The following is a 21,610-nucleotide window of genomic DNA, read 5'->3' on the forward strand; positions in this document are numbered from 1 at the left end:
GAGACGTTCTCATCCAAAATTAACTAGTACTTTTAAAAAAACCAGTACTTTTATGCCTTCAAAAAAACCTGATTGATGTCCAAACTCCCAAATATAAGTACTAGTATCTTTACTACTATGTCGCAAATGGCAAACGAATACCAAGCCATTAATCTCTCACAGGGATTTCCTAATTTCCCCGTAGATCAAAAATTGAAAGACATCGTTATCAAATGGACGCAGGAAGAAATACACCAATATTTGCCCATGTCAGGTTATCCGTCTTTGTTGGAGAAAATTGCAAAACTTACCCAAGATTCCTATCAACGAAAAGTGAATCCTAGCACCGAAATTTTAATTACTGCTGGTGCTACACAAGGTATTTTTGCGGCCATTCAAGCTTTAGTTCATACTAATGATGAAGTGATTATTTTGGACCCTAGCTTTGATAGCTACGAACCTTCCGTTTTGTTAGGTAAGGGCAAGCCTATTCGTTTGGAACTAAACGAAGATTTTACGCCCAATTGGGAAGCTATTGCAGCTGCAATGAACAGCAATACCAAAATGATCATTACTAATAATCCGCACAATCCAACAGGGAAAATTTGGACTGAAAATGATTTTAATCAATTAGAACTCCTTTTAGATTTGTACCCGAATGTGATAGTGCTTTCAGATGAAGTTTATGAATACATTACCTTTGAGAACAAACATATATCGGCACACCATAGACCTAAACTTTGGAACAGAACTGTTTGCGTTTCCTCGTTCGGAAAATCCTTGCATATTACGGGTTGGAGAATTGGATATGTTGTTGCTCCCGAATCTTTAATGATTGAAATTAAAAAAGTGCATCAATCCCTTATTTTCAGTATCAATAGCATTGCCCAATATGCTATTAACGATTATATTGATGTAGTAAAAGTTTCTGAATTGGGAAATTTTTACCAACAAAAAAGAGACTTTTTCAGAAGTCTGATGCAAGAAACTAAATTCGAATTGTTTCCCTGCGAAGGCACTTATTTTCAGGTTGCTTCTTATGGGCATTTCTCTAACGAAAATGATTTGGATTTTGTCAAAAAACTAGTAACCGATTTTGGTGTGGCAACTATTCCTCTTTCTCCTTTTTATGATAAAGGCAAAGACGTAAAATGCATCCGATTTTGCTTTGCAAAAGACGATGAAACTTTGATAAAATCAGCAGAACGATTGATGAAATTATAAAATTTATCTAATAGTTTAATTTTAATAGTAGGCACTCTTTTTATTGAATTTCTGTGATACTATTTACCACATAGAAACATAGATTTTTTAAACATTAAATAAGGTGCTTCGCTTATTTATAGAAAACATTAAACTATGTTTGAAAATTTATTTTCAATAAACTTTTTTTTTCTATGATTCTATGTGGTAGAAAGGAAACCATTAAAATGATATTTAAATCCAAACTAGCCAAAAGGTTAAAATAAAATCATTGTAATCCAAAATAGTTTAGAGAAGTTTTTTACTACAGTTGCTTAATAACTTTTTCTATATTTACATTCATAAAAAAATAAACTATGAACTTTTCAGCAAAAATGCTTCGTGATGATGCCTTAAAAGGCAAAGTAATAGTAGTAACAGGTGGCGGAAGCGGTTTAGGCAAAGCCATGACTCAATATTTTCTGGAATTGGGTGCCAAAGTAGCCATTACCTCCCGTGATTTAGAAAAACTAAAAAACACCGCTTTAGAACTAGAAACCCAAACCGGCGGAACGTGTCTTGCTGTTCAATGCGATGTCCGCCATTATGATCAGGTGGAAAATATGCTACAAGAAGTGCTAAAGGCTTTCGGAAAAGTAGACGTTTTACTCAATAATGCTGCAGGCAATTTTATTTCGCCAACTGAACGATTATCAGCTAATGCTTTTGATACTGTAATTGATATTGTTTTGAAAGGTTCTAAAAACTGCACATTAGCTTTCGGAAAACACTGGATTGATAGCAAACAAGCAACTTCTACAATCTTAAATATAGTAACTACCTATGCATTTACAGGTTCAGCTTATGTCGTTCCTAGTGCTACTGCAAAAGCCGGAGTTCTAGCCATGACAAGAAGTTTAGCGGTAGAATGGGCAAAATACGGCATTCGTTCTAATGCTATTGCACCAGGCCCATTTCCTACTAAAGGCGCTTGGGACCGATTGTTACCAGGAGATTTAGCTAAGAAATTCGATACATCAAAACGAGTACCCTTAGAACGAAATGGAGAACATCAGGAATTAGCGAATTTGGCTGCTTATTTGGTTTCTGACTTTTCGGGGTATATCAATGGAGAAGTAGTAGTTATTGATGGTGGCGAATGGCTAAAAGGCGCAGGACAATTCAATCAATTGGATGCCATTCCAGAAGAAATGTGGGATATGCTAGAAGCAATGATTAAGGCGAAGAAGAAATAGTTATTCCTTGAGCGATAGCTTTTTAACTTTTGTTAACAAATAAGCCTTGAAAAAACCATAATAAATTGTATTTTTACGGCTTATAATTCGAAAAAAATAAATGGGTAAAATCATTGCTATTGCCAATCAAAAAGGTGGTGTTGGAAAAACAACCACTTCGGTAAATCTGGCGGCATCATTAGGCGTTTTAGAAAAAAAAGTGTTACTTATTGATGCTGACCCGCAAGCTAATGCGAGTTCAGGTCTTGGGATTGACATTGAAAACATTGCTATTGGAACCTATCAAATAGTAGAACATAGCAATCGTCCTGAAGAAGCTATAATAAAATGTACTGCTCCAAATGTGGATATAATACCAGCCCATATCGATCTTGTTGCCATAGAAATTGAATTGGTTGACAAGGAAAATAGAGAGTATATGCTAAAGGAAGCTTTGGCTAGCGTCAAAGACAACTACGATTATATTTTGATTGATTGTGCTCCTTCTTTAGGCTTATTAACTTTGAATGCACTTACAGCAGCTGACTCCGTAATTATTCCTATTCAATGTGAATACTATGCGCTAGAAGGTTTAGGAAAATTATTGAATACCATAAAAAGTGTTCAAAAAATTCACAATCCTGATTTAGATATTGAAGGCTTATTACTAACCATGTTCGACTCTAGATTGCGATTGTCTAATCAGGTGGTAGAAGAAGTACAAAAACACTTCAACGATATGGTTTTCAAAACTATTATACAACGAAATGTAAAATTAAGTGAAGCACCAAGTTATGGCGAAAGCATTATCAATTATGATGCTACGAGCAAAGGCGCGACAAATTATTTGCATTTAGCACAAGAAATTATTCAGAAAAACAGTTAATTGGTTTTATGACACAAGCAGTAAAAAAACAAGCGTTAGGCAGAGGATTATCGGCATTATTGAAAGACCCAGACAACAATATACAGTCGGTTGACGATAAAAATGCAGATAAAGTGGTGGGCAATATAATTGAGCTTGATATTGATTCTATTGAAATAAACCCATTTCAACCTAGAAGCAATTTTAATGAAGAATCGCTAAGAGAATTGGCTACTTCTATTCGAGAACTAGGAGTGATTCAACCGATAACTGTTAGAAAAACCGATTTTAATCAATACCAATTAATTTCTGGAGAACGAAGATTGCGAGCTTCAAAATTATCTGGATTAACTACAATTCCTGCTTATATCAGAATTGCAAATGACAATGAATCGCTAATTATGGCATTGGTTGAAAACATTCAACGTCATGATTTAGACCCTATAGAAATTGCTCTTTCCTACCAACGATTAATTGACGAAATTCAGCTAACTCAAGAGCAAATGAGTGATCGCGTTGGTAAAAAACGTTCTACAATTGCTAATTATTTGCGTCTTTTAAAGCTAGACCCAATTATTCAAACTGGTATTCGAGACGGATTCATCAGCATGGGTCACGGTCGTGCGATTATTAATATTGATGACTTAGATATTCAGACTGATATATATCAAAAAATAGTAAGCGATAACTTATCTGTACGTGAAACGGAAGCATTGGTAAAAACCTATCAAGAAAGTTTAAAACCAACTCCAGCAAAAACTGTAAAAGGAAATTCATTTGAAGTAAAAGAAACCGAAAAGAAAGCTATTTCGACTTATTTTGGAACAAAAGTAGAGGTTAAAATTGCTGGAAACGGCAAAGGAAAAATTACAATTCCTTTTCATTCAGAAGAAGATTTTAATAGAATTATTAAATTGATAAAAGGGTAGTGTTTAAAAATACAATCATAATACTCCTTTTATTGTTTGGAAGTTGCTTGGTTGATGCACAAGTACTACCAGAAGCAATTCTCCAATCAACAGATACAGTAAAAAGCAAAGAAATCAATCCGTTATCTCCTGCAAAAGCCGCTTTTTTCTCGGCTGTTTTACCCGGATTAGGTCAAGCTTACAACAAAAAATACTGGAAAATTCCTTTAGTATATGGTGCCATGGGAACAAGTATGTATTATTATACTTGGAATAATAAAAAATATCATGACTTTCGTGATGCTTACAAAAGTAGATTGGCTGGATTTAATAATGATCAATATCAATTTCTAGACGATTCACGACTAATTGAGGCGCAACGATTTTATCAACGCAATAGAGACATGTCTTTATTATTAACTGTTGCCTTTTATATTTTAAACATTGTAGATGCTAATATAGATGCGCATTTGCTGCAATTTAATGTAAATGACAATTTAACTTTGAATCCAAAAATGGAACAAAACGATATTAATTTCAGGACTACTTTTGGTCTTGCATTAAACATAACTTTCAAATAAAAAACTAATACTATAATCAGATGAAAATAGCACTTTTAGGATACGGAAAAATGGGACAAACCATTGAACGAATTGCTCTTGAAAGAGGTCATGAAATTGTATTAAAAAAAGACGAATTTAACACTTACGAAGGACTTTCGTCTGCTGATGTTGCCATAGATTTTAGTATTCCGAGTGTGGCTGTCGAAAATATTTCGAGTTGCTTTTATGCTAATGTCCCTGTAATTTCAGGAACAACAGGTTGGCTAGAACATTATGACGAAATGGAAGCGCTTTGCAAATCGAAAGACGGGGCATTTATATCGAGCTCAAATTTTAGTTTGGGAGTGAACCTCTTTTTTGAATTGAATGATTATTTGGCTAAAATGATGGCTAAATTTGACAGCTATAGGGTAGAAATGGAAGAAATTCACCATACTCAAAAACTAGATGCACCAAGTGGAACTGCGATTTCATTAGCAAAAGGAGTAATTGCCAATAGTACTTATACCAATTGGACATTGAACGAACCAAAATCTAATGAAATTCACATAGAAGCAATTCGCATAGAAGATGTTCCGGGAACGCACACAGTAAGCTATATTTCTGAGATTGATACTATAGATATAAAACACACAGCTCATAATCGTGACGGATTTGCCCTTGGCGCCGTGATAGCTGCAGAATGGATTATTGGTAAAAAAGGTGTTTTTAGCATGAAAGATGTTTTAAATTTCAACAATTAAGTAATTTGTTAATTTTGTTATAAAACAGTAACAAAACTTTAATGATCAATTCTAATTAAAAAAATTAAATAGTTATGACACTAACGCAATGGTTTGTATTTTTCTTAATTGTACAAATAGTCCACTTTGCTGGAACATGGAAATTATATGAAGCTGCTGGCAGAAAACGTTGGGAAGCACTAGTACCCATATATAATGCTATCGTATTGATGAAAATCATAAACAGACCTACTTGGTGGACTATTTTGTTATTTGTACCCGTTATCAATCTCATTATGTTTCCAGTGGTTTGGGTTGAAACTTTGAGAAGTTTTGGCAAAAACACCACTTTAGATACTGTTTTAGGAATTGCAACATTGGGTTTATATATTTATTATTTAAATTATACCCAGGAGCTCAATTACATTTCAGATAGAAGTTTAATACCTACAAACAAAACTGCTGATACAATTAGTTCCTTATTATTTGCAATCGTAGTAGCAACTATTGTTCATACCTATGTGATGCAGCCCTATACCATTCCTACTTCATCATTAGAGAAGTCGTTATTGGTTGGCGATTTCTTATTTGTAAGTAAATTTCATTATGGAGCACGAACACCAATGACTGCAGTTTCATTACCAATGGTTCATGACACCATTCCGTTGTTACATAAAAAATCCTATTTAAAGTGGCCTCAACTTCCTTATTTTAGATTTCCTGGATTACAAAAAATCGAGAGAAATGACATTGTCGTTTTTAACTGGCCTGTAGATACGGTATACAAATTTTTCGATACTTCTAAAAGAAAAGCAGACAAACCTATTGACAAAAAATCGAACTATGTAAAACGATGTCAAGGAATTGCTGGAGATACTTTACAAATAAAAGACGGAATTGTTTATATTAATAGCAAACAACTCGTATTACCTCAACGAGCTAAACCACAATATTCGTATACGGTAACAACCAACGGTTCAGGATTTGACCCAAACTATCTTTTAAGTGAATTGCAAATAACTGATGGTATTTATCAAACTGCTCAAAATACGTTTCTTTTTTCTGCTTTAACAGAAGAAACAGCAGAGCGTTTAAAAAACAATCCAGGTGTAACATCTATAACTAGAAATATTTCTAAAGAAGGAGAACCAGCTGTTTTTCCGCAAATAAATAACAATTGGAATAAAGATAATTATGGTCCCATTTACATACCTCAAGAAGGAAAAACAATTACTTTAAATTCTGAAAACTTACCATTATACAAAAGAATAATTACAGAATACGAAGGAAATGATTTAAAAATAAATGGAACCGAAATTAGAATTAACGGTAAATTAGCAACGAGTTATACCTTTAAGCAAAACTATTATTGGATGATGGGAGATAACCGTCACAATTCTGAAGACAGTCGTTACTGGGGATTTGTTCCTCAAAATCACATCGTAGGAAAACCAGTATTTATTTGGATGAGTCTAGATTCTAACGGCAAAGGGTTGAATAAAGTAAGATGGGAACGATTGTTTACTACTGTTGGTGGTGAAGGACAACCATATTCTTATTTTAAATTCTTTTTAATGGCTCTTGCAGCTTATTTCGGAATTACGTTTTTCATGAATAAGAAAAAGGAGAATAGTTAAAGAAGAGGTTTAAAGAGGTTGTTAGAAACCTTAAAATAAAAATAAATGGACATTCTTATCTATCCAAGTTACTTTCCTACAATTAGCAATTATGTCGCTATGGCTCAGGCTGATAGTATTACTTTTGAAATAGAAGATAACTTTCAGAAACAAACTAACAGGAATAGAACGTATATATACAGTCCAAACGGCATTCAACTATTAAATATTCCTATAAAACATACAAAGGAAAGACATCAAAAAACGAAAGAGGTACGCTTAGAAACTGCTTTCGACTGGCAAAAACAACACTTTAAATCATTAGAAGCAGCCTACAGAACTTCACCATTTTTTGAATATTTTGAGAATGAGCTCACTCCTATTTTCAACAAAAAACATATTTTTTTGATGGATTTGAATTTTGAAACAATGGAAATTATTTCAAAATGTTTAAGGATGAAATTCGATTTTAATAGAACAACCGAATACTTTCATGAAGTTTCAAATTATACTGATTTAAGACCATTGGTAAACGGGAAAAAAGAAATAATGCTATTTGAAAATTACACTCAAGTTTTTGGAGAAAAGCATGGTTTTATTAATAACCTAAGCATTTTAGATTTGTTGTTTAATGAAGGTAAATTTGCTTTAGATTATCTTAAGAATCAAAAATTGTAAATAAGTATATTTTTATATCTTTGTTTGAATGGAAACAAACTATACTGTAAACGATTTATCGGCACATCTGTTTTGGGATGTAGATGTTATGGCTATGGATTTCGAAAAATCAAAAGAACAAATCATCTATAAAGTAGTTGAATTTGGGGTTATGAAAGATTGGTTAATTATAAAAAAAGTATACGGGTTAGAGACTATTCGAAAAGTTTCACTGCAATTTCGAAGTTTAGATGTGGTTACACTTTCTTTTTTATCGCATTTATTTCAAATAGAAAAATCAAATTTTAGATGCTACAAACTCAAACAATCCAGCCAAAACTGCTGGAATTATTAAAAAAGATTATGGCTTCATCTGTTTTTGAAGCATTTAATCTTGTGGGAGGTACTTCCTTAGCATTGCAAATAGGACATCGGTTTTCAGTAGACATTGACATGTTTGGTAATTCTCAAATTGACGAAATTGAATTTATTCAAGAATTATCAAATTTTGGTTCTGTTGTTATTCTTAAAAAAAGCAAAAACATCATCATTTTTTCCGTTGATGGTATTAAAGTAGATTTTGTAAATTATAAATATCCATTACTCGATAAGCTAACTATAATTGATGGAATCCGAATGGTATCTGTTAAAGACATTTCGGCTATGAAACTCAATGCTATAGCGGGCAGAGGAAGCAAAAAAGATTTTATAGATTTGTATTTTCTATTTCAAATGCATACGCTTAGCGAAATGTTATCGTTCTATACTAACAAATATATTGATGGTTCTGAATTTATGGTCTTAAAAAGTTTAACCTTTTTTGATGATGCAGATAATGAAGAAATGCCTATAATGTTTGAGGACATAAATTGGGATGAAATTAAAAAAACCGTTCTACATGCAGAAGAAAATTTGATTTAAACCTAAAATGTCATTCCATAGACAATCGCGCCATTACAGGGTAATGATCGGAGTTGTCGAATTTAGAAAAATTTTCAAAACTTTTTACTTTTATAGCAGGATCTGTTAAGATATAATCAATTCGAACAGGGTAATATTTAAAACTATAGGTTTTCCCGAAACCAACACCAGATTCTTCGAAAGCATCATTTAAGTTTCCTTTTACGCTTCTGTACACATAAGAAAATGCGCTGTTGTTTATATCGCCACAAATAATGATTGGATAACTACACTCTTTTTTATGATCTCTAATAATCTCGGCTTGCTGTTGCTGTTGCCTAAAAGCAATACTAATTCTATTGACTAATTTTTGAGATTTTTGCTTATTCATTTCATTAATGTTTTCGGATATTTCATTTACATCAGGAGAAATTTTAATAGACTGTAATTGCAAGTTATAAATTCGAATAATGTCTTTTCCTTTCTTAATATCAACAAAAATGGCATTGTTATTTGATTTTGGAAACACTAAATTTCCTTGATTTAGAATTGGAAATCTTGAAAAAATGGCTAGTCCAGTTCGTATTTTATCACCTTGCATAAAAATATAATGGTGAGGATACACTCTTAAATCGATATTAGCAGTTTCAGAATATTCTTGAATACATAAAATATCAGGATCTTTATCATTAAAGAACGTTTTAATTTCTTGCTTAACATCTTTATCGTTAATCCAATCAAACAAGTTGAATAATCTTACATTATAACTCATGACCACAAAATCATTTTCGCTTTCAGTAAAATCTTTTGCAGAAAACTTATAAAATTTGTTTATAAAGGTAATTCCAATTAATAAAACCATACCCGATATAAACATTCGCTTTCTTAATTGGAGTAACCAATACAGAAAAAAAAGTCCGTTTAAAATTAAAAAAAAAGGTAAAACAAGGGTTAAAACCGATAAAACAGGAAACGTTTTTGGAGCTAAAAAGGGTAAAACATAAGCAATAAAAGTAAGTACAGTTACTACTATATTTAAATAAAACATTATTTTATTAAACCATGAAAGACGCTTCATTCCATATTCTGTTTTGGTTTTTGAAACATAACTTTTGTTTTAGTTTTACAAACTTCAACAAAAACTATAAATCATGCTATTTCCCAGCCTTAAAAAGAAATTCTTTTTCTTCTTTCGTTAAACTATCATAGCCCGATTGACTAATTTTATCTAAAATATCATCTATTTGTTGTTGCGCTTTATCTTTAATTACAATTTTAGAGGTGCTTTTTTCATAACTCGGAGCGTAGTTTCTATGCACTTTCTTAAATGGAGTTGCTTTTTTTGGATTCGAAAAATTCGATAATTTATCCATAACAAATGTAACTGCCTTACTTAAATCAGTTCCGTTGAGTAATAATTTAATATAAGCAAACCCGAAAAAAGCACCCGCCAAATGAGCAATATGACCACCCGTGTTTTCTGCTAAAATCTGAATTAAATCGAGAACTAAAATAACAAATGCAAATTGCCAAAGTTTTACATTACCTATTAAAAGTAATCTTAAATTCATAAATGGTGAATATGTTGCACTAGCAATTAATATTGCCATTATTGCTCCAGAAGCTCCTACAAGAATAGAATTTTTCCCTAATCCAAAAACAAAATAACTCGTCACAAAAACTATCCCAGCAAATATTCCACTAAGCAAATACAATCCTAAAAACTGTTTTTGAGAAAAAAAAGTTAGAAAAATTCTTCCTGAAAAATTCAAAACCACCATATTAAAAAACAAATGAAAAAAACCACCATGAAAAAAAGAATAGGTCAAAACGGTCCATGGCCGTGTTAAAGCAATAGTAGGATTAGAAGACAACGATATCCAATTAGGAAAATTAAAACCACCTAACTTAAATTGATAGAAAAAAAGTATCGAAACTAAAAAAACACCAATATTCCAGTAGATGATTTTCTGTTCGAAACCACCCATTTTATATTGCATTTTTAAATCGTCAAGAATATTCATAATTTATCTATTTAGAATTTAATTCCAACGGTTTTTATTAAACTGATTTTTCTTCCAATACCACATCATTAAATAACCTACAATGGCTCCTCCAATATGCGCAAAATGAGCAATTCCGCTTGCGCCACCAAAAATAGACTTCCCAGAAACTCCTAAAAACAAATCGATTACCAACAATCCTGGTACAAAATATTTTGCTTTTATAGGAACCGGAATAAACATCAAAGCCAATTCAGCATTAGGAAACATAAAGGCAAAAGCAACTAATAATCCATAAATGGCTCCTGAAGCCCCAACAGCTGGAGAAGCAAACGAACCCGCAAATCTATCAATCCCCGAAGCACCTAGAACATCAGTCCATCTGGTATCTATTTTTCCTTCATTCAATAAAGTATAAATATCAACTTTATTAAATCCGGCTTGTAAAAGTGTGTTTAATCCGTCATGAAACATAAAATAATTCACTGCTGTATGCAACAAAGCTGCGCCTAATCCGCAAGAAATGTAGAAAAACAAAAACTTTTTTCCACCCCAAAAATGCTCTAATGCCGACCCAAATGAATACAAAGCAAACATGTTAAATGCAATATGCATTATTCCTCCGTGCATGAACATATGCGTTAATGGCTGCCATCCCTGAAATTTATCATTTTCAAAAAAGAATAATGATAAATAGGTATAAGCTCCTTCTCCTACAAACTCAGAACCTATAAAAAATAAAATATTAATTATCAATAACTGCTTTACAGTTGGTGTGATATTCATCATAATGCAAATTTTTTGTCTAAATCTTCCACACGCATAGTGATGAAAGTTGGTTTTTGAAAAGGCGAAACATTGGGCTCCTTACAAGCAAAAAGTCCATTCACTAAATTTTCTTGTTCCTTTTCTGTTAAATAAGTTCCTGTTTTTACCGCTAAACTTCTTGCCATTGATTTCGCAATAGTATCATTCTGACTAAAACTACTTTCAGGAATTCCGTCTTGTAAATCGCTCAACAATTCCTCTAAAACTATCGACACTTCACTTTCAGTAACATTAACCGGTAAACCAGAAATAACAATACTATCCTCATTCGTCTCTTCAAAAACAAAACCGGTATTTACTAAAGCCAATTGCAATTCGGCGATCAATGCGATTTCAGTAGTAGAAAAACACAAATGCAATGGAAACAACAATTGCTGACTTGAAGCCTGATGCACTGTCATATTCGTCAGAAATTGTTCGTATAAAACCCTTTGATGCGCCCGTTGCTGATCTACGATAACCATTCCTGATTTTATGGGATTTACAATGTATTTTTTGTGAATCTGATAGGTTTTATTCACCGCTTTTTCTACATCATTTTCATCAAACAAAGAAGCTGTTACGGTATCACTTTCAAATTGAAATCCACCATTCTCAGTAATCGTTTCCGTATCTTGTTTTAAACCAACGTAAAGACTTTCCCAATTAGCAGTTTGCTTCGCTGGTTCGTACCGATACACATCTGTGTCTGATTTCCTATTAGAATAGGAATCGTTTTTAAAAGACTTATTAGACATTTGTTCTGAAAACGGATTGTAATTCCCATCTACTTGAATCGTTGGAGTCGAACCTTCTAAATTTTTATAATGATAAGGCGTATCTAAATTAGAATCTCTATCAAAATCTAAAACGGGAGCAATGTTAAACTGTCCCAAACTATGTTTCACCGCCGATCGCAAAATGGCATACAAAGCATGTTCATCATCAAACTTGATTTCTGTTTTTGTGGGGTGAATATTAATATCTATTGTGTTAGGAGGCACTTGCAAATATAAAAAATAACTGGGTTGAGCGCCATCCTTTAGCAAACCTTCATAAGCGGCCATAATAGCATGGTGCAAATACCCGCTTTTAATAAAACGATCGTTCACAAAAAAAAACTGTTCGCCCCTGCTCTTCTTAGCAAATTCGGGTTTACTAACAAATCCTTGTATTTCAACAATCTCCGTTTCTTCTTGCACAGGAACCAATTTTTCATTGGTTTTTCCTGAAAAAATATTCACAATACGTTGTCTGAAATTCGACGGAGGCAAATTAAACATCTCGCTTCCGTTGTGGTAAAAAGTAAAATGAATATTAGCATGAGCCAAAGCCACACGCTGAAACTCATCTACAATATGTCGGTATTCCACCACTTCCGATTTTAGGAAATTACGGCGCGCCGGAATATTAAAAAACAAATTCTTAACCGAAAAAGAAGTGCCTTTGGGCAAAACTGCCACATCTTGCGACACAAATTTACTACCTTCAATGATTATGTGGGTACCTAATTCTTCTTGGTCTTGCTTCGTTTTCATCTCCACATGGGTAATTGCGGCAATAGAAGCCAATGCCTCACCACGAAATCCTTTAGTATGCAATGAAAATAAATCTTCAGCCTGCCGAATTTTAGAAGTGGCATGACGCTCAAAACACAAACGAGCATCGGTAACGCTCATCCCTAAACCATTATCAATGACTTGCACCAATGATTTCCCAGCATCTTTTATGATCAATTTAATGTCTGTAGCCTTAGCATCAACCGCATTTTCGAGTAATTCTTTCACCACCGATGCAGGTCGTTGCACGACTTCACCCGCAGCAATTTGGTTGGCAACATGATCCGGAAGTAATTGAATTATACTCGACATTCGTTCAGTTTGTGGTTTTTAGTTTACGGTTTAACCCAAAGTTCACAAATTTAAGTAATTTCTATTGGGTTTTATAGTCAAATTAATCATAAAAATACAAAAACCTACATTGTTATTTAACAATATAGGTTTTATAGTAATAATTATATTTTTTAATCCTTCAATTCCAACGGTGTATTCTCAATTTGCAATTGTCCAGAAGTCAATAAATGAGTACTATCAAACGGATGCTTTAGAGAAGCTTGTTGTCTTAAAAAGGCCATTTTAATAGCTGCAATGGCAGCCTCAGTTCCTTTGTTTCCGTGAGCTCCTCCGCTCCTATCTATAGATTGTTGTTCAGAATTATCGGTGAGCAAGCAAAAAATTACGGCAACATCTGATAAAACATTCAAATCTTTGATGCCCTGAGTAACACCTTCACAAACAAATTCAAAATGTTTTGTTTCCCCTTTTATAACACATCCAATGGTGATAACCACATCAGGCTTTTGGGTTTCAATCATTTTCTTGGCACCATAAATTAATTCGAAACTCCCGGGTACATTCCAACGAATAATGTTTTTATGTAAAGCCCCACAGTCTGTCAATGCTTCTATTGCGCCTTTGTACAAACCTTCGGTGATGTGATCGTTCCACTCTGAAACAACAATCCCAAACCGAAAATCTTTCGCGTTTGGGATTGTATCTTTATTGTAATTCGATAAATTTTTATTAGCAGTAGCCATTGTATTTTTAGATTTAAGAATTTAGATTTAGGATTTAAATCCACAAATCAAAGGTATGAAATTCTAAATTCAGAAATCAGAAATCTAAACTATTTTTACTGCGCTAATCCTATCAAAGCATCTACATTTGAAGCTTCGGGAGTACTTTCGTATTTTTCTTTAATTTCAGTAAAATATTTCAAAGCATCGGCTTTATTGCCTAGAGCCAAACTAGTTTGACCTGCTTTTAATAAATAACGTGGAGTTGTGAAATCGTTTGGATTCATTTCAGAAGCTTTTATATATTGCTCTAAAGCTTCCTTTTGTTGCTTTTTTTGCGAATAAGCATCCCCAATAGATCCAACAGCCAAAACGCTTAAAATAGCATCATCTGATTTGAATTTTCCTAATGAAGCAATAGCATCATCATATTTTCCTGTGTTTAGATAGGCTATTCCAGCATAGTAATTAGCTAGATTTCCTGCATCAGTTCCTGAATATTTTTCAGCAATATCTTTAAATCCAAATTTTCCTTCAGCACCTTTTAAAGAAAGATTAAATAAGGAATCACTTTTAGTTCCATCTACTGCTTTTTGAAAATTTTGTTGTGCTTCAAACATTTCATTCGCTGCAGTTTCTTCGTTAGGTTGAGCAACAAATTTTTGGTACAACAAATAACTTACCGTTACTAAAGCTATCACTGCAACTATTCCGAATATGTATTTTTGATTTTTGGCAACAAATTCTTCTGTTTTAGAAGCAGTTTGATCTAGAGAATTAAAAACACCAGCGGTTGTACTGTCTTTTTCATCAACATTTACATCTTCAATAACATTAGTATCTAATTTTTCTTCTTTTTCTTTTGGAGTTTTATAACCTCTTTTATTATACGTTGCCATTTATTTTAAATTAGTGAGTGGCAAAAATAAAATTTTTATTCATATTTAAAAGCCATTTTAATCGATATTTTTCAATAATTTGCACTCGCTTAAAAAAAAAGGTTTAAATTTTTTAAAGTTCTCACTACCAGCAAGCATTGTCGATGTATTTAAAAGCCATTTCCTTATATAATTATAAAAGTTTTTCTGAAGCTAATTTCGATTTTGACACAAAAATTAATTGTTTTGTGGGCAAAAATGGCATTGGAAAAACGAATATTCTTGATGCAATCTATCATTTATCGTACGGAAAAAGTTATTTTAATCCGTTAGCGGTTCAAAACATTAAACATGGAGAAGAGTTTTTTGTCATAGATGGCACATTCGAAAAAAACGAAAGGACAGAGCAAATTATTTGCAGTTTAAAGAAAAATCATAAAAAAATCTTGAAACGAAACGGCAAACAATATGAAAAATTCTCCGATCATATTGGGTTTATTCCATTAGTAATTATATCGCCCGCCGATAGCGATTTGATTGTAGAAGGAAGTGATACGAGGCGTAAATTTATAGACAGTGTCATTTCGCAATTAGACGCTACTTATTTACAAGAACTTATTCAGTACCAAAAAATAATTATTCAGCGTAATGCATTGTTGAAGTATTTTGCCTTGAATCACGTTTTTGAAAACGATACCCTTTCTATATATAATGAGCAATTGAATAGTTTAGGGCAACGTATTTTTGAAAAAAGAAAACAATTTCTAGACGATTTTATTCCAATTTTCAATAAACATCATCAAGCAATAACGGGTTCAGCAGAATCGGTACAATTGGTTTATGAAAGTCAGTTATTCGATAATAATTTGTTGACGCTTTTACAGGAAAACATCAATAAAGATAGAGCCTTGCATTACACATCCGTTGGTGTTCACAAAGACGATTTGTCTTTTGAAATTGATCATTATCCAATTAAGAAATTTGGTTCGCAAGGGCAACAAAAATCGTTTTTAATTGCGTTGAAATTAGCGCAATTCGAATTTGTAAAAAAACAATCTGGTGTAAAACCTATCCTTTTATTTGATGATATTTTTGACAAACTAGATGAAACTAGAGTAGAGAAAATTATAGAAATGGTAAATGATGATGTTTTTGGTCAATTATTTATTTCTGATACCCATCCTGAACGAACTGAAAATATTGTGAAATCGACACATCAGAGTTATAAAATATTTAACTTATAATATCATTTGAATTCGTAATTTAGCTCTTCATTAAATTCCACAAATGAAATTATACTTCTCATCCTTACTATTGATTATTTTACTAACTGTAAACTGTAAAGGACAAGTTTCTAGCATTATAGAAACTATACCAGCAATTACTTTTGCAGAAAAAATAAAAACCACTCCAAATGCTCCCATTATTGATATTAGAACTCCCGAAGAATATTTAAGTCAACATATCGAAAATGCAGAAAATATAAATTGGAACAGTGATAATTTTGATATTCAAATTCAAAAATTAGACAAAACCAAACCAGTTTTTGTATACTGCATGAGCGGCGGAAGAAGTAAAAAAGCAGCGGCAAAACTTGAAGAGTTAGGTTTCTCTAAAATTTATGATTTAGAAGGAGGAATATTAAAATGGAATTCAGCAGGAATGGATATTCCTAGCGACAAAACCATTGGTATTAGTTCAAAAGAATACGAAGAGTTATTACTCACTGATAAGAAAGTATTGGTTAACTTTTATGCAGAATGGTGTGCGCCATGTAAAAAAATGGCGCCTTATATCAAAAAAATGCAAAGTGAAATAGTTGATAAAGTAGTAATTATTAGACTTAATGCCGACAAAAATAAAACTATTATTAAAGAACTAAAAATTGACGAACTTCCTACTTTAATACTTTATGAAAATAAGGAAATAAAATGGAAACATTCAGGATTTATTAGTGAAGAAGATTTGAAAAAACAATTACAATAATTGCTATGCTTTCAATAAAATCCATTCAATTTCTTAACGATTTAAAGGAAAATAACAACCGAGAATGGTTTTTAGCCAATAAAAAACGTTATGAAGAATACAAACAGGATTACCACCAATTAATAGGTGCTTTTCTTGAAGTAATGAAACCAAAAGATGCTTCTTTAGAACTGTTGGAAATCAAGAATTGTACTTTTCGTATCAATCGTGACATTCGTTTTTCTAAAGATAAATCACCTTATAAAAGTCACATGGGAATTTGGATGAATACCAATTCTAGCGGTATAAATGCTCCGGGATATTATATTCATATAGAAACTGGAAAAAGTTTTGTTGCTGGCGGATTCTACTCACCAGAAGCTCCTGAATTAAAAAAAATACGCAAAGAAATTGCTTTCTTTTATGATGATTTAGAAGAAATTGTTAATAATCCCGCTTTTAAAAAACACTATAACGGCTTTGATCGAAATGAAACTAATTCACTAAAAAATGCACCAAAAGATTTTGAAAAAGATCATCCTGCTATTGAGTTTTTAAAATTAAAAAGTTTTACCGTTACCTGTAAAATTGATGATTCTGAAATAATTGACAAAAATTTTGTTTCCTCAACTTCAAAAAAACTCATTGCATTAAAACCTTTGATTGATTTTTTAAATCGCGGATTAGCATCGGAATAAATATCATCAAAGGATATGAAAAAAAAGAAAATACTTTTTCTTGGAGAAACCTACAGGCAAGATGCTATTATTTGGATAAATGGATTAAAGGAATTTGGTGGTTTTGAAATTGTAACATGGGAATTGAAAAATCCGAGCTATGGAATACTCAATAGAATCAAAAGAATTATAGAATATACTAGTGCTTTATCCAAAATTAAATCAATTATAAAAACACAAAAACCTGACATGGTTATCGCTGAAAGAACAACCAGTTACGGATTTCTAGCAGCTTTATCTGGAGTACAACCTATTGTTATTGCACAACAAGGCATTTCTGATTTATGGCCTGAAACTTCTATTTTATTACCCATAAAAAAACAAATTCAAAATTATGCATTCAAAAAAGCACATTTAATCCATGCTTGGGGGCCTGTAATGACTGATGCTATGAAAAAAGCAAATGTTGATATGCATAAAGTTTTAATTTTACCTAAGGGAATTGATTTAGATGTATTTGAAAATAAAAAAAAAGAGAATCTGAATACAATTAATGCAATTGTAACCCGATCATTATCGGCTGAATATAGACATGACATTGCATTAAAAGCAATTGCAATCCTTAATGAAAAAGGAATAGATTTTCAACTTACAATTGTTGGAGACGGACCAAAGTTATCCGCTTTGAAAGAATTAGCCAAAAAACTTAAGATTGAAACTAAAATTATTTTTACGGGAAGAATACCAAATGTACTATTACCTGAATTATTACAAAAAGCTAATTTTTATATCAGTATGCCTATAACCGAAGGAGTTTCCACTTCACTTTTTGAAGCAATGGCAACTAATTGTTACCCTATAATCACTGACATTACTGGAAATCAAAGTTGGATAAAGCATCGAGAAAACGGACAATTAGTTGCTGTTGATAATTACCAAATGTTAGCCTCAGAACTTATTTGGGCAATTGAAAATCCAACTTACAGAGAGCAAGCTATCCAAAAAAACAGAACATTTGTTGAACAAAATGCCAATTATAATGTGAATATGAAGAGTATTGCAGATCGATACCACGAATTAATTAATGCTACTAAAAGTAACTAAATATGTGCGGAATTAATGGCATTTTACATTTACAATCCCAAAAAAAAGTAGACGAAAGAGTACTTACAATAATGCGTGATGCGTTAGAACATCGAGGTCCTGATGACAAAGGTATTTTTATTGATAATAATTTAGGTCTAGGCCATAGAAGACTTTCTATTTTGGATGTTTCATATAGCGGACACCAGCCATTTCTGTCAGATGACGGCAGATATAGCATGGTATATAATGGCGAAATATACAATTTTAAAGATTTTTACTCTGAATTAAAAAGCAATGGATTTGATATAAAAACTTGTTCTGATACTGAGGTATTGATGAAGCTGTTTCAGTTGTACGGGCTTAAAATGCTGAACCGATTAAACGGTATGTTTGCATTTGCTATCTGGGATAAAAAAGAAAAAAAACTGACATTAGTTCGTGACCGAATGGGCGTAAAACCTTTGTATTACTCTTTTTATAATGAAACATTGTATTTTGCATCCGAACAAAAAGCCCTATTTACAGCAGGTGTTCCTCTAAAAATAGCTCAAGAAGGTTTAGGCGAATATGTATTTAATCGATTTGTAGCTGGAGAGAACACTTTGTATGAAAATGTAAAGAAAGTATTGCCGGGAGAAACCATTACAATTCATGAAAACGGAAAAATTAGTACTTTAAAATGGTGGGATTTACAAATTGAAATCAATAATCATGACACTATTAAAAATCCTTTAGAATGGTTCTCCTCAACTTTCGATGATTCTGTGCGTTTACGAATGGTAAGTGATGTACCTGTTGGAGTTTTATTAAGCGGAGGTCTAGACTCTTCCTCGATTCTTGCTTCTTTGTATCAACAAAAATTTAAAGGCTTACAAACTTTTAATATTGGTTTTAAAGAGGCAGAGCATGACGAATCGCATTTGGCAAAAATGTTGTCTGAAAAATTTGATTACGGTTTTCACACCATGCAATTGGAAAACAATTTGCTTTATGATAAATTAATTGCTTCTACTTATTATCAAGATGAACCTATTATGCATTTAAGTGAACCTCATCTTTTAGCTCTCTCGCAAATGGCAAAGTCAGCAGTAAAAGTATTACTTTCAGGCGAAGGAGCTGATGAAATGATGGGAGGTTATGTTCGATACAAAGCATTAAAATATCCCTCGCTTTTAAATTCGATTGCTGCAATTGGAAATTTTGACCTATTAGCTAAAAAACCAAGATTTGAAAAATTAATTCGGTATTCCAAAATTAAAACTAATGAAAACTTAGTTATTTTTAATAGCTCTAATATTTATAAGGACGATATTGTAAAAACCTTTGGCATTAATAATGTACCTAATAACGAATATCGAAAAGAAATTTATGAAGATGCAAAAATATTATATCCTAACAATTTAAAAAGACAAGCACTCTATTTTGACCAACACACCTATTTATGTTCTCTTTTAGATAGGAATGATCGATGTACAATGGGAGCTTCTATCGAGTGCAGAGAACCATTTTTAGACCCACGGTTGTTGGCTGGATTAGGTTCATTAAATGACGATTGGTTATTTACGGGTAAAAAAGGTAAGTATATATTAAAAACAGCAATGAGTGAAAAATTACCCTCCGAAATTTTAAATTTTAGAAAGGTTGGACTTAGCGTGCCATGGGGCGATTATATTGTAAATAGTCCCGCTTTTAAAGACGAATTAGAGAATTTCTCAAGAAGTGAAATGTTTCAAATGCCATATTTTGAAAATATCAATGCCAAAAAGTTGATACTTAATTTACAAAAAGGCGATTTAAAAATGACTCCCTACATCATGCCTTTATTTATGATGCACATTTGGATTAAGAATTATGTAGAGAAATTTTCTACAGTTTCAGCTATAATTAAATAATAGATTCAAAATTATTGCTGTAAATTTGAAATTTAAATTTAGAACAATCTATGGATATTAAAAATAATTTTTCTCTAAAAAACTATAATACTTTTGGTATTGAAGCCAAAGCCAAGCGGTTCGTAGCTGTTCATTCTGTTTCAGATTTAAAAAGCATTTTAGAACAACATGCTAACGACAAAAAATTTATTTTAGGAGGTGGAAGCAACATGCTTTTAACAAAAGATATTGATGCATTGGTTATTCACATCGATTTAAAAGGAAAAAAAATTATTAAAGAAGATGATGATTTTGTTTGGGTAGAAAGTCAAGCAGGAGAAAACTGGCACGAATTTGTGCTTTGGACCATAGACAACAATTTTGGAGGATTAGAGAACATGTCACTCATTCCTGGAAATGTTGGTACAACTCCAGTACAAAATATTGGAGCGTATGGAACAGAAATCAAAGATACTTTCGTTTCTTGTGAAGCTTTAAAAATTTCAAATCAAGAATTAATTACTTTTCATTTACAAGATTGTCATTTTGGCTATCGAGAAAGCATTTTTAAAAACGAAGTCAAAGATCAATATATCATTACCTCCGTAATTTTTAAACTCACTAAACGCAACCATAAAATTAACATTTCCTATGGAGACATTGCGAGCGAATTAGCAAAAAACCATATTGTAAAACCAACTCTAAAAGAGGTAAGTAATGCCGTCATTGCTATTCGAAAAAGCAAATTACCAGACCCTAAAGAACTAGGAAATAGTGGTAGTTTCTTTAAAAACCCAATTCTATTAAAAACTGATTTTGATAAAATTCATCAGCAATTTCCCGAAATGAAATACTATGAAATCTCTGAAACTGAAGTCAAAGTTCCTGCAGGTTGGCTTATAGAACAAGCCGGCTTTAAAGGAAAACGTTTTGGCGAAGCAGGCATTCATAAAAATCAAGCATTAGTTTTAGTGAATTATGGAAATGCTACTGGACAGGAAATACTAAATGTTTCAAAGAATATTCAAGAAACAATTTTTCAAATATTTGGCATTCATATAGAAGCGGAAGTAAACATAATTTAGAAACTTTACTCGTTACAAATAAATACTAAATAGTAT

22 protein-coding genes are annotated in these 21,610 nt (G+C 32.2%); 16 read left to right on the forward strand and 6 right to left on the reverse strand.

Going from position 1 to position 21,610, the window contains the following annotated elements; translation table 11 throughout:
* Positions 1-75: 75 nt before the first annotated feature.
* The 10 genes from ACFQ0S_RS01025 (at position 76) to ACFQ0S_RS01070 (ending at position 8,648) form a co-directional block, all read left to right on the forward strand.
* Positions 76-1,203: a methionine aminotransferase gene (locus ACFQ0S_RS01025; protein WP_379755338.1), complete on the forward strand. Its 1,128-nt coding sequence runs from the start codon at positions 76-78 to the stop codon at positions 1,201-1,203.
* A gap of 335 nt (positions 1,204-1,538) precedes the next feature.
* Positions 1,539-2,417, forward strand: a complete 879-nt coding sequence (locus tag ACFQ0S_RS01030) for an SDR family oxidoreductase (RefSeq protein WP_379755335.1) — start codon at positions 1,539-1,541, stop codon at positions 2,415-2,417.
* A 100-nt stretch (positions 2,418-2,517) separates the two neighbouring features.
* Positions 2,518-3,282, forward strand: a complete 765-nt coding sequence (locus tag ACFQ0S_RS01035) for a ParA family protein (protein ID WP_379755332.1) — start codon at positions 2,518-2,520, stop codon at positions 3,280-3,282.
* 8 nt (positions 3,283-3,290) lie between these two features.
* The gene (locus ACFQ0S_RS01040) at positions 3,291-4,190 is read left to right on the forward strand and encodes a ParB/RepB/Spo0J family partition protein (RefSeq protein WP_379755328.1); all 900 of its coding nucleotides are present in this window, start codon (positions 3,291-3,293) and stop codon (positions 4,188-4,190) included.
* The gene (locus ACFQ0S_RS01045; RefSeq protein ID WP_379755325.1) at positions 4,190-4,750 is read left to right on the forward strand and encodes a DUF5683 domain-containing protein; all 561 of its coding nucleotides are present in this window, start codon (positions 4,190-4,192) and stop codon (positions 4,748-4,750) included. Before ACFQ0S_RS01040 ends, ACFQ0S_RS01045 begins: the two co-directional genes overlap by 1 nt.
* A gap of 20 nt (positions 4,751-4,770) precedes the next feature.
* Positions 4,771-5,475 carry a 4-hydroxy-tetrahydrodipicolinate reductase gene (gene dapB, locus ACFQ0S_RS01050; RefSeq protein ID WP_379755322.1) on the forward strand — a complete coding sequence of 235 codons (705 nt, stop codon included), beginning with the start codon at positions 4,771-4,773 and terminating at the stop codon, positions 5,473-5,475.
* 74 nt (positions 5,476-5,549) lie between these two features.
* Positions 5,550-7,091, forward strand: coding sequence for a signal peptidase I (gene lepB / locus ACFQ0S_RS01055; RefSeq protein ID WP_379755319.1), 1,542 nt, complete (start codon positions 5,550-5,552; stop codon positions 7,089-7,091).
* A 45-nt stretch (positions 7,092-7,136) separates the two neighbouring features.
* Entirely contained in the window at positions 7,137-7,748 is a 612-nt protein-coding gene (locus tag ACFQ0S_RS01060) for a WbqC family protein (RefSeq protein WP_379755316.1), read from the forward strand.
* Positions 7,749-7,776: 28 nt separating this feature from the next.
* A complete protein-coding gene (locus tag ACFQ0S_RS01065; protein ID WP_379755313.1) occupies positions 7,777-8,082 on the forward strand; it encodes a DUF6922 domain-containing protein in 306 nt (101 codons plus the stop codon).
* Positions 8,083-8,090: 8 nt separating this feature from the next.
* Positions 8,091-8,648 carry a nucleotidyl transferase AbiEii/AbiGii toxin family protein gene (locus tag ACFQ0S_RS01070; RefSeq protein ID WP_379755310.1) on the forward strand — a complete coding sequence of 186 codons (558 nt, stop codon included), beginning with the start codon at positions 8,091-8,093 and terminating at the stop codon, positions 8,646-8,648.
* Positions 8,649-8,658: 10 nt separating this feature from the next.
* Here ACFQ0S_RS01070 and ACFQ0S_RS01075 read toward each other — a convergent pair whose 3' ends face one another.
* The 6 genes from ACFQ0S_RS01075 to ACFQ0S_RS01100 form a co-directional block, all read right to left on the reverse strand.
* Complete coding sequence (locus ACFQ0S_RS01075; RefSeq protein WP_379755307.1) at positions 8,659-9,705, reverse strand: endonuclease/exonuclease/phosphatase family protein; 1,047 nt, start codon at positions 9,703-9,705, stop codon at positions 8,659-8,661.
* Positions 9,706-9,781: 76 nt separating this feature from the next.
* The gene (locus ACFQ0S_RS01080) at positions 9,782-10,651 is read right to left on the reverse strand and encodes a rhomboid family intramembrane serine protease (protein WP_379755304.1); all 870 of its coding nucleotides are present in this window, start codon (positions 10,649-10,651) and stop codon (positions 9,782-9,784) included.
* Between the two features lie 18 nt (positions 10,652-10,669).
* The gene (locus ACFQ0S_RS01085) at positions 10,670-11,419 is read right to left on the reverse strand and encodes a rhomboid family intramembrane serine protease (protein WP_379755301.1); all 750 of its coding nucleotides are present in this window, start codon (positions 11,417-11,419) and stop codon (positions 10,670-10,672) included.
* Entirely contained in the window at positions 11,416-13,308 is a 1,893-nt protein-coding gene (gene mutL / locus ACFQ0S_RS01090) for a DNA mismatch repair endonuclease MutL (protein ID WP_379755298.1), read from the reverse strand. The genes ACFQ0S_RS01085 and mutL overlap by 4 nt, the downstream gene beginning before the upstream one ends.
* A 152-nt stretch (positions 13,309-13,460) precedes the next feature.
* Positions 13,461-14,033 carry a 6,7-dimethyl-8-ribityllumazine synthase gene (gene ribH / locus ACFQ0S_RS01095; RefSeq protein ID WP_379755295.1) on the reverse strand — a complete coding sequence of 191 codons (573 nt, stop codon included), beginning with the start codon at positions 14,031-14,033 and terminating at the stop codon, positions 13,461-13,463.
* A 95-nt stretch (positions 14,034-14,128) separates the two neighbouring features.
* Complete coding sequence (locus ACFQ0S_RS01100) at positions 14,129-14,911, reverse strand: tetratricopeptide repeat protein (RefSeq protein WP_379755292.1); 783 nt, start codon at positions 14,909-14,911, stop codon at positions 14,129-14,131.
* Positions 14,912-15,054: 143 nt separating this feature from the next.
* On the opposite strand from ACFQ0S_RS01100, the gene recF reads away from it, so the two are divergent.
* Genes recF through murB form a run of 6 tightly spaced genes read left to right on the forward strand, consistent with a single transcriptional unit; the run spans position 15,055 to position 21,574 of the window.
* Positions 15,055-16,134, forward strand: a complete 1,080-nt coding sequence (gene recF / locus ACFQ0S_RS01105) for a DNA replication/repair protein RecF (RefSeq protein WP_379755289.1) — start codon at positions 15,055-15,057, stop codon at positions 16,132-16,134.
* Positions 16,135-16,177: 43 nt separating this feature from the next.
* A complete protein-coding gene (locus ACFQ0S_RS01110) occupies positions 16,178-16,876 on the forward strand; it encodes a thioredoxin domain-containing protein (RefSeq protein WP_379755286.1) in 699 nt (232 codons plus the stop codon).
* A gap of 5 nt (positions 16,877-16,881) precedes the next feature.
* Positions 16,882-17,553: a DUF2461 domain-containing protein gene (locus ACFQ0S_RS01115; RefSeq protein WP_379755284.1), complete on the forward strand. Its 672-nt coding sequence runs from the start codon at positions 16,882-16,884 to the stop codon at positions 17,551-17,553.
* Between the two features lie 15 nt (positions 17,554-17,568).
* Positions 17,569-18,636, forward strand: a complete 1,068-nt coding sequence (locus tag ACFQ0S_RS01120; RefSeq protein ID WP_379755281.1) for a glycosyltransferase — start codon at positions 17,569-17,571, stop codon at positions 18,634-18,636.
* 2 nt (positions 18,637-18,638) lie between these two features.
* Positions 18,639-20,510, forward strand: a complete 1,872-nt coding sequence (gene asnB, locus ACFQ0S_RS01125) for an asparagine synthase (glutamine-hydrolyzing) (RefSeq protein ID WP_379755278.1) — start codon at positions 18,639-18,641, stop codon at positions 20,508-20,510.
* 50 nt (positions 20,511-20,560) lie between these two features.
* Positions 20,561-21,574, forward strand: a complete 1,014-nt coding sequence (murB, locus tag ACFQ0S_RS01130) for a UDP-N-acetylmuramate dehydrogenase (protein WP_379755275.1) — start codon at positions 20,561-20,563, stop codon at positions 21,572-21,574.
* Positions 21,575-21,610: the final 36 nt, after the last annotated feature.

The organism is Flavobacterium myungsuense (assembly GCF_042677265.1).
GTDB classification, from domain to species: domain Bacteria; phylum Bacteroidota; class Bacteroidia; order Flavobacteriales; family Flavobacteriaceae; genus Flavobacterium; species Flavobacterium myungsuense.